Raw genomic sequence first — 14,678 nt, 5'->3', positions numbered from 1 at the left:
GGCTGCTGGGACTCCAGGGCCCCGGGACCGCCGGGGAGCCGGGATGCGGAGGATCCGTGTCCCGGCTTCTCGCGTTCCCCGGTCAGTGGATCACCGGGCCCAGGTGCCAGCCGCCGGAACGGCGCGGGTTGGGCGGCAGCCCGCCCGACCGCTGGCGGGGCAGCCACACCAGCCGGGTCGCGGCGGCCCGCAGCTGCCGATCCGTGCGCCGGTCGCGATGGTTCAGGTACAGGGCGGGCCCGATCAGCAGAGTGGCGAGGGCGAGGACGACGAGGAAGTTCACGAAAGTTGTCATACCTCCACTGTCCGCCCGGTCGCCCTTGATCGACAGTGGCAGGACTGTCATGAAAGGCCGAATTACTGCCACACTGTGGTCATGCTGACCAACGTGGCCGTGGCCCTCGTCGACGGAGTCGCCCCCTTCGAGCTGGGGATCTTCTGCGAGGTGTTCGGAATCGATCGCAGTGACATGGGGCTTCCGGTGTACGACTTCGCCGTGTGCGCGGTGGAGGAGGGGCCGTTGACCGTGGGAGGGGGCGCCTTCGCGATCACCCCCGCCCACGGGCCGGAGCGACTGGAGGAGGCCGACCTGATCTGCCTGCCCGCCGCCAAGGACGCCGACCGGCGCATCTACCCCGAGCCGCTGCTCGCGGCCCTGCGCCGCGCGGTGGACCGCGGCGCGCGCGTGCTGAGCGTATGCAGTGGGGCGTACATCGCCGGTGCGGCCGGGCTGCTGGACGGCCGCCGGTGCACCACCCACTGGATGCACTCCGCGGCCCTGGCCCGCCGCTTCCCCCGGGCGGTCGTCGACCCGGACGTGCTCTACGTGGACGAGGGGTCGGTGATCACCGCCGCCGGCACCGCCTCGGGCATCGACGCCTGCCTGCACGTGATCCGCCAGGAGCACGGGGCCGAGGTGGCCAACGTCATCGCACGGCGGATGGTCGTACCGCCCCACCGGGACGGCGGACAGGCGCAGTACATCCAGCGGCCGCTGCCGCGCACGGCCTGCGACACGGTGGGCGAGGTGATCGAGTGGATGGGCCGCCACCTGGAGGAGGAGATCACCGTCGAGCAGCTGGCGGAACGCGCGCACATGTCCCCGCGGACCTTCGCCCGCCGCTTCCTCCAGGAGACCGGCACCTCGCCCTACCAGTGGGTGCTGCGCCAGCGGGTCCTGCTGGCGCAGGAGCTGCTGGAGTCCACCGGCGACACGGTCGACTCGATCGCCGGCCGCTGCGGCTTCGGCAACGCGGCGGCCCTGCGCCACCACTTCCTGCGGACCCTGGGCACCACGCCGAACGCCTTCAGGCGTACCTTCCGGGGCCCGCAGGCGGCCTAGTACCGCGCCGGCTAGGCGTTGGGGACGGTCTCGTAGCGCGGGGTGCCCTCCGCCATCTGGCGCAGGGCGTCCTTGCGGTCCCGCTTCGAGAGCCGGTCGATGTACAGGTAGCCGTACAGGTGGTCGGTCTCGTGCTGCAGGCAGCGGGCGAAGTAGCCGGTGCCGCGGACCCTGATCGGGTTGCCCTGGGCGTCCTGGCCCTCGACCTCGGCGTAGTCGGGGCGGGCCAGCGAGGCGTACGCCGTCGGGACGGACAGGCAGCCCTCGTTCGAGTCGTCCAGCACCCGCGAGCCGGCGGGGAGCTCCACAAGCTTCGGGTTGACCACGACACCGGTGTGCCGCACACCCTCGTCGTCCGGGCAGTCGTAGACGAAGACCTTGGCGTCCACGCCGATCTGGTTCGCGGCCAGGCCCACGCCCTCGGCCGCCTTCTGACTGGCGAACATGTCGTCGATCAGCTTGGCCAGCTCGTCGCCGAACTCGGTGACGTCCTTGCACTCGCGGTGCAGAACCGGGTTGCCGACGACCGTGATCGGGCGGGCGGTGCCGCGCTCCCGGTGGGCCAGCTCGCGCGCCTCACAGTCCTCGGTGTCCACGACGTACCCGTCGTTCACGACCTCGCCACCATCGACAACCTGGTTCTCCTGCTGCGCCATGTCCGCCGTACGCCTTCCGTAAGTCCCGGTCACCGGTGGTCGCCTGTGGCCACCGATGTGCCCGTACAGCCTACGGCCCCGGATCAGCAGACTTCTTCGAGATCCCGCCACTCGCGGCTGTCGGGGCTGTCCGCCACCCATCCGTCGAGGAGTCCACGCACGAGTCCGGCAGGTGCCGCGATACCGCACTCGCGCTCGGGCATCCACAAGGAACCGGAGCCGGCCGTGCGGTGCCCCAGCGGGCCGGGGTGTCCCGGTTCGCTGTGGTCGTGCGGATCCAGGTGCTCGCCGTCGCCCTCGTCGCTCGGCATCTCGCTCTCCGAGCAGGTCCGGCACAGCAGCCGCACCGACGAGGACCAGTCCTCCGCGGCGAAGCCCGCGTCCGAGGCCAGCTGCTCCAGCGCGTCGCGGTCCGCCTCGGTGGCCGCCTCCAGCAGCACCACCCAGGTCGGCACCGGCGACGGCGCCCACAGCTCGATCTCGTCGAACACCGGGTACGAAGGTCCCGCCGCGGTCACCCGCTCACCGTGCGGGACCCCGTCGTGGAGCACGACCTCGCCCCAGCGCCGCCCCGAGGAGGGCAGCGGGATCGACAGGACCTCCAGCCGGGCCGGATCCAGCCTGCGGCCCCAGACCACCTCGGCCTCGCCCTCCGGCGAGAGCCGCACGGCGGCGCTGCCGAGCTCCATGCCGACCGGTTCGCCGCTGCCGCCGCCGTGCGGGTCGCCGGGCACCTTCAGGCCGTACGCCTGCCAGGCCCGCCGGGCCAGCGGCCAGTCCTGGAGCGCGGTCGCGGCGATGCCGACGTTCCACCAGTCCGGGGCTCCGGTCTCACGGTCCAGCAGGGCCACGGCACGCAGGCCTGCGGCCCGCGCCTGCTCCCAGTCGTGCCGGAACTTGTGCAGCAGAGCCAGGTTGAACCAGGACTCGGAGAGCCAGGGCTCCAGGTCCGCGGCTCTGGTCAGCAGCGCGCCGGCGTCCTCGTACCGGCCGTCGCCGATCAGCGTGAACGCGCGGTCGGTGGCCTGCCGCCACGAGGCGGAGGGCCGATGCCGTACCTTCCCGAAGATCCTCACGATTCCCGCCTGCCTGGGGGCACCTCCCAGCGGTGGCTGGGGGACTACGGTGCAGCCTTGCGGACACTCTTACTGGCATCCAACCATGCCCACTCGGACGGCCGCTCATTACCCATGGGTTACCCCGGTGGGATGGGGACCACTCTGCCACGTCCGCCCCTGGCCAGAACCCTCGCCAGGCATTCCACGACCTCCGGCTGGTAATCGTGGCCGGTGCCCAGCCGGAGCTGCTCCAGGGCGGCCAGTGCGCCGCCCGGGTGACGGTTCGCGCCGACGAGGTCGTCGTAGGCGTTGGCCGCGCGCACGATCCGGGCGAGCGGGGGCTGCTCGCGGTACGGGTCCGCCTGCCGCTCCACCACCACGGCGACCTCGTCCGGGACCCCGGTCTGCCGGGCCACCTCCGCGCCCAGCCCGGCGATCCTGCGGGCCTCGGCGCCGGGCAGCCCGGCCGTGGCCCCGGCCGGCACCGGATCGACCAGGGAGAGCTGGCCGATGTCGTGCATCAGGGCGGCGTACTCCAACACCGTGAGCTCCCGCTCCGACAGGCCCAGCTCCCGGCCCACGGCACAGCTGAGGGCCGCCACCCGGCGGGAGTGGCCCGGCGGGGTGTATCCGGCGATCTCGGTGGCCCGGGCCAGGGAGGTGATGGTCTGGCGGTAGGTGGTGCGGATCGCGGTGATCCGGTGGAAGGACAGCTGGGTCACCAGGAGCGGCACGCTGAAGACGGGCACGGACCACAGGCCCGCGACGGCCACCCCGAGCGCGATGACGGCGCCGGTGGCGCAGACCGCCGAGCCGATGCCGAGCTGGGCGCGGAGCGCCTCGCGCAGCCGGGGCCCGTACGGTCGTTCCGTGCGGGCCCCGGCGAGTGCTGCGGCGATCACGGCGTCGCACAGGGCGGCCAGGCCCAACAGGAGCAGCAGCAAGGGCACGAGGTACGGGCCCTCGCCGGCCAGTTCGGTCAGCCGGCCCGAGGTGTGGAGCGGGCGGAAGCAGGCGGCCGCGAAGGCGACGGTGAGCACCCGGCGGGCCAGTTGGTCCGCGGCGGGCCCGCAGCCGCGGGCGATGTGCGGGACGGTCCCGGCGAGGACGGCTGCGGCCACGACGGCGACGGTCTCCAGTACGCCGTGGCGGGTCGGCCCGCCGGAGTTCTGGCCGAGCAGTGCGTAGGCGAGCGCCCCGGCGGAGCCGAGCGGCGCGCCCCGGTAGCCGGGGGCGCCGGGCCCGTCCCTGCGGGCGAGTTCACCGAAGGCGACCAGGATGCCGAAGGCCAGGGCGGCCCCGGGCTCCGCCAGGCCGTTCCACAGGGTGTGGGCGAGGGCGGCCACGGCGAGCACCCCGGCCGCGCCGCGCACGGCCCGGGCGGCGGTCGCGCTCACCGCGCGCCCCGGGCGGGCGGCGAGGGGTCCTCGGCTGCGTTCTTCCCCGTGCCGGCCCGGCGGCCCCCCGGGACACCCGAAGCGGAACCGGAACCGGAACCGGGAGCAGAGAAGGGATCCGGCGGGGAGCCACGGCCGCATGGCGCGGAAGGCTCCGCGGCCGCGGCCGTCGCGGCCGCCGCGGAAGCCCCGGCCGAGGACCCGGTCGCCGACGAACCGATCACCTGGAGGTCGTCGTCCGAGGTGACCACCGGATGCCAGCCGTGCCGGCCGATCGCCGCCGTGAGGGCCCGCACCATCGCCGGGTCGAACTGGGCCCCCGCACACCGCTCCAGCTCGGCGAGGGCGGTGGGCACCGGCCGGGCCCGGCTGTACGAGCGGGTGGAGGTCATGGCGTCGAAGGCATCGGCCACGGCCACCACCCGGGCGAGCTCCGGGATCTGTTCACCGGTCAGCCCATAGGGGTAGCCGGTGCCGTCGACGCGTTCGTGGTGGTGCAGGATCGCGGACCTGGCCTCCCCCAGGAAGCCGATGCCGCGCACCATCTCGTGCCCGTACTCGGGGTGCAGTTCGATGATCCGGCGTTCCTGCGGGGTGAGCGGCCCGTCCTTGCGCAGCAGCCGGGTCGGAACGCCGAGCTTGCCGACGTCGTGCAGGATGCCGGCGATGCGCACCATTTCCAGCCGGTCCCCGACCATCCCCAGCTCGCGGGCGATCATCGTGGCGGCCTGGCCGACCCGTTCGCTGTGGCCGCGCGTGTAGCGGTCCTTGATGTCGACGGCCCGGACCAGGGCGCGGATGGTGGCCTGGTGGGCGGAGCGCTCGCGGTGGTACTGGGCGGACACCCAGCAGGACACGTACATCGGCAGCAGGACGAGCAGCGCGGCCGGGACCCCGTACGGGCTGCGCCACATGACGGCCATCATCAGTCCGGCCAGGCCGTGCACGCCGTACGGGGCGAGGGAACCGGCGACCAGGCCGTGCAGGGAGGTGGCGGCGGGGGGCCTGCGCTCGGCGGCGGCCAGGATGGCCCCGTCGAGCACGGTGACCACCAGGCAGAGGGCGGTGGCGGACGCCGTCGCCGGGAGCAGCGCAGAGGGCAGGTCGGCCGGCCACCCGGGCTGCCCGGACGCGGCGGAGGGCGCTGCGCCGAGGGCGGCCGGGCCGCCGAGCAGACCGAACACCTGACCCGCCGCCCACGCACCGATGGACTGCTGGGCTCCGTGCCACACCCGGCGCACCGCGACGGGCCGCTGGACGACGGTTGCGGCGAGGCCTCCGGGCAGTGCCACGAGCGCGGCGACGGCGGGTGGCAGCAGGAAGACGGCGGCGAGCACCCCGGGCAGGAAGGAGCCGATGGCCTCGGGCACCCGCCCGCCCGGCAGCGGGCAGAGCCTGACGAGTTCGCAGCCCAGGCAGAGCGTGGCGAGGAGGGCCGCGGCCGGCCACGGGGCGGAATCCGTCAGGGCCGGAACGGTGCAGGCGAGTGCCGCCAGGACGGCGCAGATGACCAATCCGCGCGCGGCCGCCGGAAGATCCCGCATGGCGTTCTCCTCCCCTGGGCCGTGCACGCCGGGTGCCGCATCGAAGCGGTACCGATTGGGGAGAATAGGTGGGGCCCCGAGCGGGGCGGGCCACAATTTCGCATTGCGCCATGCGGACGCCCCCGGATTAGCGCATTCGGGTGAATGCACTGATCTTGCGGGGGCGTTTGTTCAGCAGTTCACCGCCGGCGGAGCGGTCAGCCGGAGGCGGGGTTGTCGGCGGTCACGTCGTGGTCGGGCACCGCCTGCCCCGATCGGATCAGCTCGATCCGGCCCATCACCTTCGAGCGCAGGTCGGTCGGCACGTCGTCCGACCCGCAACAGCGCTTGACCAGCTTCTTCACGGCCTGCTCCAGGCCGTACTTCTCCAGACAGGGATTGCACTCGCCGAAGTGGGTCTCGAACTTCGTGCAATCACTGTCGGGCATCTCACGGTCGAGGAACTCGTACAGGTGGTCCAGGACCTCAGAGCACTCCGTCTCGTGCGGCTCTCCGCAACTCATGACCCCGAGCCTTTCCGGTCGTTCGCCTCGCCCGCGCCCGCGGGAACCAGCCCGCGCTCGCGGGCGTAGTCCTCCAGCATTCCGCGGAGTTGACGGCGGCCACGGTGCAGTCGCGACATGACCGTTCCGATGGGTGTACCCATGATGTCCGCGATCTCCTTGTACGCAAAGCCCTCTACGTCGGCAAGATAGACCGCGATGCGGAACTCTTCCGGAATGGCCTGCAGCGCTTCCTTCACGTCCGAGTCGGGCAGGTGGTCCAACGCCTGCGACTCGGCCGAGCGCAGTCCGGTCGACATGTGCGACTCGGCGCGCGCCAGCTGCCAGTCCTCGATCTCCTCCGCGGCACTGCGCTGGGGCTCGCGCTGCTTCTTGCGGTAGGAGTTGATGAACGTGTTGGTCAGGATGCGGTACAGCCAGGCCTTCAGGTTGGTGCCCTCGCGGAACTGGTGGAAGGACGCGTATGCCTTCGCGTACGTCTCCTGGACCAGGTCCTCGGCGTCGGCCGGGTTGCGCGTCATGCGCAGCGCGGCCGAGTACATCTGGTCGAGGTAGCCGAGGGCGTCCCGTTCGAAGCGCGCGTTGCGCTCCGGGGTCGTCTCCTCCGCGTGGCCTTCGTCGGTCCCAGCGACAGGACCCACCTCCTCCGACTGCGTGGCGGCTCCGAAGGCGGATCCGCTCGAATCGGAGAATAGTCGACCTTCCCGGGCCCCCGCCGCCCGGAGCGGGCCGCGCTTGGGGGCGGGCAGCACCGTCCAGTCCAGGTCAGCGGCCTGCGGACGGTTCTGGCTGATGACCTGGGTCATGCGCTCCCTCTCCTCCGACGTTCCGTATGTACCGACATCCGGCACAACAGAGAAGCGGGGCCGCGCATTCCCCGGTGCGCCACGGCTCTTCAGGCCTTCCCCGGGCCGGGACCAGGGCCGTGGCCCAGGTCACCCGGGGAGCCGCTCCAGCCACTCCCCGACCGCGTCGGTGATCGTCCGCAGGGCCTCCTCCTGGGTGGTGGAGGCCTTCTTCGGCACCGCGAAGCCGTGATCGCCGTGGGCCACCTCCACGAGCTCGTACGGGTGCATCCCGCCGGGCGTCGGGAACTCCTCGGGGCGGCCGAAGGGGTCCCGGGTGCCCTGCACCACGAGGACGGGCCGACCCGCCCCGGTGAGCTCCCCAACGCGGGACTTCTCGGGCCGGCCCGGCGGGTGCAGCGGGAACGCCAGGGCCAGCACGCCGGCGGCGCCCAGTTCATCGGCCGTGCGGCAGGCCACGCGGGCCCCGGCGCTGCGCCCGCCCGCGACCACCGCCGCTCCGGGCCGCGTAAGGACCGGCCACAGCCCGCGCCAGCCCTCGTCCAGCACCTTGGGGGCTGCGGCGACCTTCTTCCCGGCGACCCGCCAGGGCTGCTCGACGAGGGCCACCGTGATCCCGCGGGCGGGCAGGGCGGCGGCCAGCGCCTGGAGGTCCCGGGCCTCGATGCCGCCGCCGGCGCCGTGGCTCACGGCGAGGACGAGCCGGGCCCCGGGGGCGGTGTGCCAGGTGATGCGGGCCTCACCCGCCGGGGTGTCGACACTCTCGGTACGCGTGGTCATGTCCCCATCGTGCCGTCCCGGCCGGTCGGGCACCCGCCCGCCTCCGGTCGGGCGGGCCCTAGAAGAGAGTGCCCTCCTCCGGTGCGGCCAGCTCCGCCAGCAGTTCCGGCCCGTTGTTGCGCACGCTGCTCACGGCGGTGGACACCGGGTAGGCGCGCATCAGCCCGCCGGGCGGCGGCGCGAGCAGCTCCCGCAGGGAGCCCTCGGTGTCGGTGTTCGCAGGGTCGAGCCAGGCGTCCCAGCGGTCGGGGGTGAGCATCAGCGGCATCCGCGGGTGGATCTCGGACAGCGAGCGCGGCCCCTCGACGGGGGCGACGCCCAGCGGTCCGGTCTCGGCCTCGGTGGTGATCACCGAGCAGGTCACCCACCAGGCGAGGGGGTGTTCGTCGGGCAGGGTCCGGTCGCGCCAGAACTCGTATATGCCGGCCATGGCGAACAGGGAGCCGTCGGAGGGGAGCACGAAGTAGGGCTGCTTGCGGGCCCGTTTCCGCCGGCCCTCCACCTCCAGCTGCCGCTCGTCGTGGGCGGTGACCCACTCGTAGTACCCGTCGGCGGGGATGATGCAGCGGCGCTGCGCGAACGCGCGCCGGAAGGACGGCTTTTCGTGCAGGGTCTCCGACCGGGCGTTGATCATCCGGGCGGCGCCGTCGGGGTTCTTGGCCCAGGAGGGCACGAGTCCCCATTTCAGGACGCGCAGCTGGCGAACCGGACGCGGGTGCGAAGCGTCCTTCAGAGGACGGTCGAGGACGACGTGGACCTCCTTCGTCGGCGCCACGTTGAAGTCGGGGGCCAGGGACTCCTCCGGCTCCCACTTCTCGATGCCGAAGGCCTCCACGAGGTCCTGCGGTCCACGACTCGCTGCATACCGTCCGCACATGGCTGCCACACTGCCATGTCCACCGCACACCACCGCAAGGAGTCCGCCACCCTATGGACAGCAGCACGACGGCCGGCCTGTGGGACCGGCTCACGGGCGTACAGACCGCACCCGAGCAATGGCTGGTGATCGCGACCGGCGTGGTAGCACTGGCCGCAGTGGGGCCCCGCCCGCTGTGGCGGCTGTCGCGCAACGCCATCACCATCGCCCACGAGGGCGGGCACGGCCTGCTGGCACTGCTCACCGGGCGGCGGCTGAGCGGAATACGCCTGCACTCCGACACCAGCGGGGTCACCGTCAGCCGGGGCAAGCCGACGGGCCTGGGGATGATCCTGACCGCTGCCGGCGGCTACACCGCGCCCTCGCTGCTCGGCCTCGGCGGAGCGGCGCTGCTCTCGGCGCACCGGATCACCCTGCTGCTGTGGGCGGCCACGGCCCTGCTGGCGGCCATGCTCATGATGATCCGCAACGCGTACGGGGCACTGACGGTGGTGCTGACCGGCGGAACCTTCCTGCTGGTGTCCTGGCTGGCCCCGGCCGAGGTGCAGGCCGGCTTCGCCTACCTCGTCGTGTGGTTCCTGCTGCTGGGCGGGGTCCGGCCGGTCTTCGAACTGGGCGCCAAGCGGCGGGGCGGCGGGGCACCCGATTCCGACGCCGACCAGCTGGGGCGCCTCACCCACGTACACCCGGTGGTGTGGCTTCTCTTCTTCCACGTCGTCGCGCTGTGCTCGCTGCTCGGCGGCGGCCGCTGGCTGCTCGGCCTGTGACCACCCTCTGAGACCGGAAGGCGATCAAGATCCGGGCCCGGAGGAAGCCACTAAAGTGGGGGCCATGACCGAGACCCCCGCCCCTGCCCTCTGGCCCGCTCCGCTCGCCGATGGGACCGTCCACGCCACCGTCACGGTGCCGGGGTCCAAATCGGTCACCAACCGCGCCCTCGTGCTCGCCGCGCTCGCGTCCGAGCCGGGCTGGGTGCGCCGCCCGCTGCGCTCGCGCGACTCCCAGCTGATGTCGGACGCGCTGCGCGCGATGGGCGTGGGCATCGAGGAGACCGTCTCCTCCAGCTCCGCCGGCGCCGACGCGAGCGGCGAGGCCTGGCGGGTCATCCCGGCGGCCCTGCACGGCCCGACGACGGTGGACGTCGGCAACGCCGGAACGGTCATGCGCTTCCTGCCTCCCGTCGCCACCCTCGCCGACGGCGACATCCGCTTCGACGGCGACCCGCGCTCCTACGAACGGCCCCTCGGCCAGGTCATCGCCGCCCTGCGCACGCTCGGCGCCCGGATCGACGACGACGGCCGCGGCGCGCTGCCCATGACCGTCCAGGGCGGCGGGGCGCTGGAGGGCGGCACCGTCGAGATCGACGCCAGCAACTCCTCCCAGTTCGTCTCCGCCCTGCTGCTGTCCGCGCCGCGGTTCAACCAGGGCGTCGAGGTCCGGCACGTGGGCGGAAACCTGCCCTCGATGCCGCACATCCGGATGACCGTGGAGATGCTGCGCGCAGCGGGCGCCCAGGTGGACACCGCTGAGGCCGGCGGCGAGAAGGACGTGTGGCGGGTCTCCCCCGGCGCCCTGCTGGGCCGCGACATGGTCGTGGAGCCGGACCTGTCCAACGCACAGCCCTTCCTGGCCGCGGCCCTGATCACGGGCGGCACGGTGACCGTTCCCGACTGGCCGCGCCGCACCACGCAGCCGGGTGACGCGCTGCGCCGGATCTTCACGGAGATGGGCGGGTCCTGCGAACTGACCGACGCCGGCCTGGTCTTCACCGGCACGGGCAAGATCCACGGGATCGACGTGGACCTGAGCGAGGTCGGCGAGCTCACCCCGGGCATCGCCGCGGTGGCGTCCCTGGCCGATTCCGAGTCGGTGCTGCGCGGCGTCGCCCACCTGCGGCTGCACGAGACGGACCGGCTGGCCGCACTGACCAAGGAGATCAACGCGCTCGGCGGCGACGTCACCGAGACCGAGGACGGCCTGCGCATCCGGCCGCGCCGGATGCACGGCGGGGTGTTCCACACGTACGAGGACCACCGGATGGCGACCGCGGGCGCGGTGATCGGCCTGGCCGTGGAGGGCGTGCGGATCGAGAACGTGGCCACGACCGCCAAGACCCTGCCGGACTTCCCGGCGATGTGGACGGACATGCTGGCCGGGGACTCGGGACCCGGAGCGGGTGCGGGAGCGTAGGGCACGTCATGCGCAGGTACGGCAAGCACACCGACGAGGACGACATCCGCCAGCGCCCGAACCCCAAGGGCAACCGGCCCCGGACGAACATCCGGCCCAAGCACGAGGACGCCTCCGAAGGCTTCGTCCTGACCGTCGACCGCGGCCGGCTGACCTGCCTGGTCGACGGGCGCACGATCACCGCGATGAAGTCCCGGGAGCTGGGCCGCAAGGCCGCGGTCGTGGGCGACCGGGTGTGGATCGTCGGTGACCTGTCCGGCAGGAAGGACACCCTGGCCCGCATCGTGCGGATCGAGGAGCGCAAGTCCGTCCTGCGGCGCACCGCGGACGACGACGACCCCTACGAGCGGGTGGTGGTCGCCAACGCCGACCAGCTGGCGATCGTCACGGCCCTGGCCGATCCGGAGCCGCGGCCCCGGATGATCGACCGCTGCCTGGTGGCGGCGTACGACGCCGGCCTGGAGCCCCTGTTGGTGCTGACCAAGTCCGACCTGACCTCGGCGGACAAGATCCTGGAGATCTACTCGACGTTCGGCCTGGACTACGTGGTCACCAACCGCGAGGAGCTGACCTCCGGCAGCGCGGCCGAGCGGGTCCGGGAGCGTCTGACCGGCCGGATCACGGCCTTCGTGGGGCACTCCGGCGTCGGAAAGACCACCCTGGTGAACGCGCTGGTCGCCGAGGGCCGCCAGCGCGCCACCGGGCACGTGAACGCGGTCACCGGCCGGGGCCGGCACACGACCACCTCCGCGCTGGCGCTCCCGCTGCCCTCGGGCGACGGCTGGGTCATCGACACCCCGGGCGTGCGCTCCTTCGGCCTGCACCACGTGGACCCGTCCCGGGTGATCCTCGCCTTCCCGGACCTGGTGCCGGGTACGGAGGAGTGCCCGCGCGCGTGCAGCCACGACGAGCAGGATTGCGCGCTCGACACGTGGGTGGAGGAGGGCCACGCGGATCCTGCACGGCTCTACTCGCTGCGGCGGCTGCTGCGGACACGGGAGCGGCGCGAGGGCGACTGACCGACCCGGCGGGTATGCCGTGTTTGTCGGAGGACCTGCATGGATAAGTGCATAATCGCACCAAGTGACGCGATGTCACATGACGCGGGGAGGCATTCGCCATGGCGTGGCTGCTGGTCGTCGTCGCCGGACTCCTGGAGACGGGTTTCGCGGTCTGCCTGAAGCTCTCCCACGGATTCACCCGGCTCTGGCCGACGGTGGCCTTCGCCTGCTTCGCCCTCGGCAGCTTCGGCCTGCTGACCCTGGCCCTCAAGAAGCTGGACGTGGGGCCGGCCTATGCGGTCTGGACGGGCATCGGTGCGGCCGGTACGGCGATCTACGGGATGGTCTTCCTCGGCGACCTGGTCTCCACCCTCAAACTCGTCTCGATCACGCTGGTCATCCTGGGGGTCATCGGGCTCCAGCTGTCCGGATCGGCGCACTGAGCAGTCCGATCAGCTCCCCCGGCCCGGGCTCCTCGCCCGGGGCGATCACGTACGAGAGGGCGAGCCGCACCGCCAGTTCGCACCGCTGCGGCCCCTCCACCGGAGTGAGCGCCGCGGCCGCCCGGTCCCGGACGGTGCGGGCGAGCTCCCCGGGTCCTGGTTCACGCCGGCCCGCCGCGGGCAGGCCGGGCCCCCAGCCGCCGGTCAGCAGGGCCCGCAGGAGGGGGTGCTCGCGGGCCGCCCGCACCGTCCACTCCGCAACGGCGGCGAGCCGCTCCGGGGCCCGCTCCCGGGTGGACAGGGCCTCGTCCACCCCTTCCAGGTACCGGTCGGCAGCGCGCCGGACCAGGGCGCGACCCAGCCCCGCCTTGCCGCCGAACTCGTTGTAGAGGGTCTGCCGCGACACCCCGGCCGCGGCGGCGACCTCGACCATCCGGACGTCCGGCCAGGGGCGCGCCGCGAGCGCCGCTGCCGCCGCGTCCAGCAAGGTGTCCCGGGCTGCCGGCATCCGTGCCTCCCCGCTCGGTTCTCCGGCCCAGAGTTGACGGGGCGCCAGACCCTGTCAAGGGCGCGCCCGCCGTCAAGAGGGCACGTCCGGCCGCGTTCCGGACGCCGTTGGCCGGGGTCCGGGAGTCTCGCTACTGTTCGGGCATGCCCGAGTATGAGAATGACCTGCGCCTCGCCCTCGAACTCGCCGACGCGGCGGACGTCACCACGATGGAACGGTTCCGCGCCCTCGACCTCAAGGTCGAGACGAAGCCGGACATGACCCCGGTGAGCGAGGCGGACAAGGCAGCGGAGGAGGTCGTGCGGGCCGGCATCACGGCGGCCCGGCCGGACGACGCCATCCTGGGCGAGGAGTACGGGCTCATGGGCAGCGGCCCGCGCCGCTGGGTCGTGGACCCGATCGACGGCACGAAGAACTACGTGCGCGGGGTCCCCGTCTGGGCGACCCTGATCTCCTTGATGACGGAGGGGGAGGACGGCGTCTTCCGCCCGGTGGTCGGCGTGGTGTCCGCCCCGGCGCTGGGCCGGCGCTGGTGGGCGGCGCAGGGCTCCGGCGCGTACTCGGGCGGTGCGCTCGGGGAGCGCACCGCGATCGGCGTGTCCCGGGTGGGCGGACTGGGCGACGCCTCGTTCGCGTACTCCTCGCTGAGCGGCTGGGAGGAGCAGGGGCGGCTGCCCGGCTTCCTGGACCTCACGCGGGCGTGCTGGCGCACCCGGGGGTACGGCGACTTCTGGCCGTACATGATGGTCGCAGAGGGCTCCCTGGACCTGTGTGCCGAGCCGGAGCTGAACCTGTGGGATATGGCGGCCGTCGCGGTGGTCGTGCAGGAGGCGGGCGGCCGCTTCAGCAGCCTGGACGGGGTCGACGGCGTGCACGGCGGGAACGCGGCGGCGTCGAACGGACTGCTCCACGAGGAGATGCTCGACCTGCTCCGCCCGCGCGCCTGACCCACCCGCGCGCCGGCCGCGCTCCCTGTGCACGCCTCCTTGCTGGCCCTCCCGGTCCGTGGGAATCTGAGACTCCCCACGCTTGTGCGCTTGTGAAACGTTTCTCTTGATGAGGCGTTCCACCGGTCGCACCCACCCCGGCGCGGGGGCTCACCCCCAGGAGGTGGCTCTCTTCATGCTCGTCCGCGACGCCATGAGCACCGTGATCCTCACCCTCGGACCCGCACACACCCTCCGACAGGCGGCTTGCCTGATGTCCGGCCGGCGCGTCGGCGCGGCCGTCGTCCTCGACCCCGACCACAGCGGAATCGGCATCCTGACCGAACGCGACGTCCTCAACTCGATCGGCGCGGGCCACGACCCCGACCGGGAGTCGGTGGCCGCGCACACCACCAACAACGTCGTCTTCTGCACCCCGGACGCGACGCTGCAGGAAGCCGCCGAGGCGATGGCCCACGGCGGCTTCCGACACCTGATCGTGCTGGAGCACGGCGGACCGGTGGGCATCGTGTCCGTGCGCGACGTCATCCGCTGCTGGGTCCCGGCCCGGCGCGCGGTCTCCGCCTGAAACGACGGCGGGCCGCGACCCTCCGAAGAGGGCCGCGGCCCGGCGTCCTGCTACGGCA

At 72.9% G+C, this 14,678-nt stretch carries 17 protein-coding genes; 7 read left to right on the top strand and 10 right to left on the bottom strand.

Annotated elements, in window-relative coordinates; all coding sequences use genetic code 11:
• Positions 1-82: 82 nt before the first annotated feature.
• Positions 83-295: a hypothetical protein gene (locus ACFW2G_RS14750; RefSeq protein WP_157840202.1), complete on the bottom strand. Its 213-nt coding sequence runs from the start codon at positions 293-295 to the stop codon at positions 83-85.
• An 81-nt stretch (positions 296-376) separates the two neighbouring features.
• On the opposite strand from ACFW2G_RS14750, the gene ACFW2G_RS14745 reads away from it, so the two are divergent.
• Positions 377-1,342 carry a helix-turn-helix domain-containing protein gene (locus tag ACFW2G_RS14745; RefSeq protein WP_384583866.1) on the top strand — a complete coding sequence of 322 codons (966 nt, stop codon included), beginning with the start codon at positions 377-379 and terminating at the stop codon, positions 1,340-1,342.
• A gap of 11 nt (positions 1,343-1,353) precedes the next feature.
• Here ACFW2G_RS14745 and def read toward each other — a convergent pair whose 3' ends face one another.
• The 8 genes from def to ACFW2G_RS14705 all read right to left on the bottom strand — a co-directional run bounded on the left by def (position 1,354) and on the right by ACFW2G_RS14705 (position 8,963).
• Positions 1,354-1,998, bottom strand: a complete 645-nt coding sequence (gene def, locus ACFW2G_RS14740) for a peptide deformylase (RefSeq protein ID WP_384451998.1) — start codon at positions 1,996-1,998, stop codon at positions 1,354-1,356.
• 83 nt (positions 1,999-2,081) lie between these two features.
• Positions 2,082-3,074, bottom strand: coding sequence for a tetratricopeptide repeat domain-containing protein (locus ACFW2G_RS14735; protein WP_037919647.1), 993 nt, complete (start codon positions 3,072-3,074; stop codon positions 2,082-2,084).
• Positions 3,075-3,193: 119 nt separating this feature from the next.
• Positions 3,194-4,453, bottom strand: coding sequence for an HD-GYP domain-containing protein (locus tag ACFW2G_RS14730; RefSeq protein WP_384583869.1), 1,260 nt, complete (start codon positions 4,451-4,453; stop codon positions 3,194-3,196).
• Positions 4,450-5,997, bottom strand: coding sequence for an HD-GYP domain-containing protein (locus tag ACFW2G_RS14725; RefSeq protein ID WP_384583872.1), 1,548 nt, complete (start codon positions 5,995-5,997; stop codon positions 4,450-4,452). Before ACFW2G_RS14725 ends, ACFW2G_RS14730 begins: the two co-directional genes overlap by 4 nt.
• A gap of 197 nt (positions 5,998-6,194) precedes the next feature.
• The gene (gene rsrA / locus ACFW2G_RS14720) at positions 6,195-6,500 is read right to left on the bottom strand and encodes a mycothiol system anti-sigma-R factor (RefSeq protein ID WP_037919638.1); all 306 of its coding nucleotides are present in this window, start codon (positions 6,498-6,500) and stop codon (positions 6,195-6,197) included.
• Positions 6,497-7,141, bottom strand: a complete 645-nt coding sequence (locus ACFW2G_RS14715; protein ID WP_030771483.1) for a sigma-70 family RNA polymerase sigma factor — start codon at positions 7,139-7,141, stop codon at positions 6,497-6,499. The genes rsrA and ACFW2G_RS14715 overlap by 4 nt, the downstream gene beginning before the upstream one ends.
• Before the next feature lie 294 nt (positions 7,142-7,435).
• Complete coding sequence (locus tag ACFW2G_RS14710) at positions 7,436-8,086, bottom strand: alpha/beta family hydrolase (protein ID WP_384451989.1); 651 nt, start codon at positions 8,084-8,086, stop codon at positions 7,436-7,438.
• Positions 8,087-8,144: 58 nt separating this feature from the next.
• Positions 8,145-8,963: an SOS response-associated peptidase gene (locus ACFW2G_RS14705; protein ID WP_384451986.1), complete on the bottom strand. Its 819-nt coding sequence runs from the start codon at positions 8,961-8,963 to the stop codon at positions 8,145-8,147.
• 53 nt (positions 8,964-9,016) lie between these two features.
• Between ACFW2G_RS14705 and ACFW2G_RS14700 the strand changes: the two genes are divergently transcribed.
• From ACFW2G_RS14700 to ACFW2G_RS14685, 4 genes are all read left to right on the top strand, one after another.
• Positions 9,017-9,730, top strand: a complete 714-nt coding sequence (locus ACFW2G_RS14700; RefSeq protein WP_037919630.1) for a M50 family metallopeptidase — start codon at positions 9,017-9,019, stop codon at positions 9,728-9,730.
• A 64-nt stretch (positions 9,731-9,794) separates the two neighbouring features.
• The gene (gene aroA, locus ACFW2G_RS14695; RefSeq protein ID WP_384583875.1) at positions 9,795-11,153 is read left to right on the top strand and encodes a 3-phosphoshikimate 1-carboxyvinyltransferase; all 1,359 of its coding nucleotides are present in this window, start codon (positions 9,795-9,797) and stop codon (positions 11,151-11,153) included.
• Positions 11,154-11,161: 8 nt separating this feature from the next.
• Entirely contained in the window at positions 11,162-12,172 is a 1,011-nt protein-coding gene (gene rsgA / locus ACFW2G_RS14690) for a ribosome small subunit-dependent GTPase A (RefSeq protein WP_037919623.1), read from the top strand.
• A 101-nt stretch (positions 12,173-12,273) separates the two neighbouring features.
• Entirely contained in the window at positions 12,274-12,597 is a 324-nt protein-coding gene (locus ACFW2G_RS14685) for a multidrug efflux SMR transporter (RefSeq protein ID WP_030658800.1), read from the top strand.
• On the opposite strand, the gene ACFW2G_RS14680 is transcribed toward ACFW2G_RS14685, so the two are convergent.
• The gene (locus ACFW2G_RS14680; RefSeq protein ID WP_384451978.1) at positions 12,563-13,105 is read right to left on the bottom strand and encodes a TetR/AcrR family transcriptional regulator; all 543 of its coding nucleotides are present in this window, start codon (positions 13,103-13,105) and stop codon (positions 12,563-12,565) included. The genes ACFW2G_RS14685 and ACFW2G_RS14680 overlap by 35 nt on opposite strands.
• 143 nt (positions 13,106-13,248) lie before the next feature.
• Here ACFW2G_RS14680 and hisN point away from each other — a divergent pair, with 143 nt between their 5' ends.
• Positions 13,249-14,052 (top strand): histidinol-phosphatase, encoded by an 804-nt coding sequence (gene hisN / locus ACFW2G_RS14675; RefSeq protein ID WP_037919621.1) that lies wholly within the window; start codon positions 13,249-13,251, stop codon positions 14,050-14,052.
• Between the two features lie 175 nt (positions 14,053-14,227).
• Positions 14,228-14,620: a cyclic nucleotide-binding/CBS domain-containing protein gene (locus ACFW2G_RS14670; RefSeq protein ID WP_037919620.1), complete on the top strand. Its 393-nt coding sequence runs from the start codon at positions 14,228-14,230 to the stop codon at positions 14,618-14,620.
• Positions 14,621-14,678 lie beyond the last annotated feature (58 nt).

This window comes from Streptomyces sp. NPDC058880 (genome assembly GCF_042742535.1).
Taxonomy (GTDB): Bacteria; Actinomycetota; Actinomycetes; order Streptomycetales; family Streptomycetaceae; genus Streptomyces.
The sequence above is the reverse complement of the archived record's forward strand: the minus strand, read 5'-3'. Positions and strand labels throughout refer to the sequence as shown.

What these genes read in the sequence shown, in the direction of transcription:
- def (WP_384451998.1), bottom strand. Translation starts at nt 1,998, where the DNA reads ATGGCGCAGCAGGAGAACCAGGTTGTCGATGGTGGCGAGGTCGTGAAC.
- rsgA (WP_037919623.1), top strand. Translation starts at nt 11,162, where the DNA reads ATGCGCAGGTACGGCAAGCACACCGACGAGGACGACATCCGCCAGCGC.
- ACFW2G_RS14710 (WP_384451989.1), bottom strand. Translation starts at nt 8,086, where the DNA reads ATGACCACGCGTACCGAGAGTGTCGACACCCCGGCGGGTGAGGCCCGC.
- ACFW2G_RS14750 (WP_157840202.1), bottom strand. Translation starts at nt 295, where the DNA reads ATGACAACTTTCGTGAACTTCCTCGTCGTCCTCGCCCTCGCCACTCTG.
- aroA (WP_384583875.1), top strand. Translation starts at nt 9,795, where the DNA reads ATGACCGAGACCCCCGCCCCTGCCCTCTGGCCCGCTCCGCTCGCCGAT.
- hisN (WP_037919621.1), top strand. Translation starts at nt 13,249, where the DNA reads ATGCCCGAGTATGAGAATGACCTGCGCCTCGCCCTCGAACTCGCCGAC.
- ACFW2G_RS14705 (WP_384451986.1), bottom strand. Translation starts at nt 8,963, where the DNA reads ATGTGCGGACGGTATGCAGCGAGTCGTGGACCGCAGGACCTCGTGGAG.
- rsrA (WP_037919638.1), bottom strand. Translation starts at nt 6,500, where the DNA reads ATGAGTTGCGGAGAGCCGCACGAGACGGAGTGCTCTGAGGTCCTGGAC.
- ACFW2G_RS14700 (WP_037919630.1), top strand. Translation starts at nt 9,017, where the DNA reads ATGGACAGCAGCACGACGGCCGGCCTGTGGGACCGGCTCACGGGCGTA.
- ACFW2G_RS14680 (WP_384451978.1), bottom strand. Translation starts at nt 13,105, where the DNA reads ATGCCGGCAGCCCGGGACACCTTGCTGGACGCGGCGGCAGCGGCGCTC.
- ACFW2G_RS14685 (WP_030658800.1), top strand. Translation starts at nt 12,274, where the DNA reads ATGGCGTGGCTGCTGGTCGTCGTCGCCGGACTCCTGGAGACGGGTTTC.
- ACFW2G_RS14725 (WP_384583872.1), bottom strand. Translation starts at nt 5,997, where the DNA reads ATGCGGGATCTTCCGGCGGCCGCGCGCGGATTGGTCATCTGCGCCGTC.
- ACFW2G_RS14745 (WP_384583866.1), top strand. Translation starts at nt 377, where the DNA reads ATGCTGACCAACGTGGCCGTGGCCCTCGTCGACGGAGTCGCCCCCTTC.
- ACFW2G_RS14670 (WP_037919620.1), top strand. Translation starts at nt 14,228, where the DNA reads ATGCTCGTCCGCGACGCCATGAGCACCGTGATCCTCACCCTCGGACCC.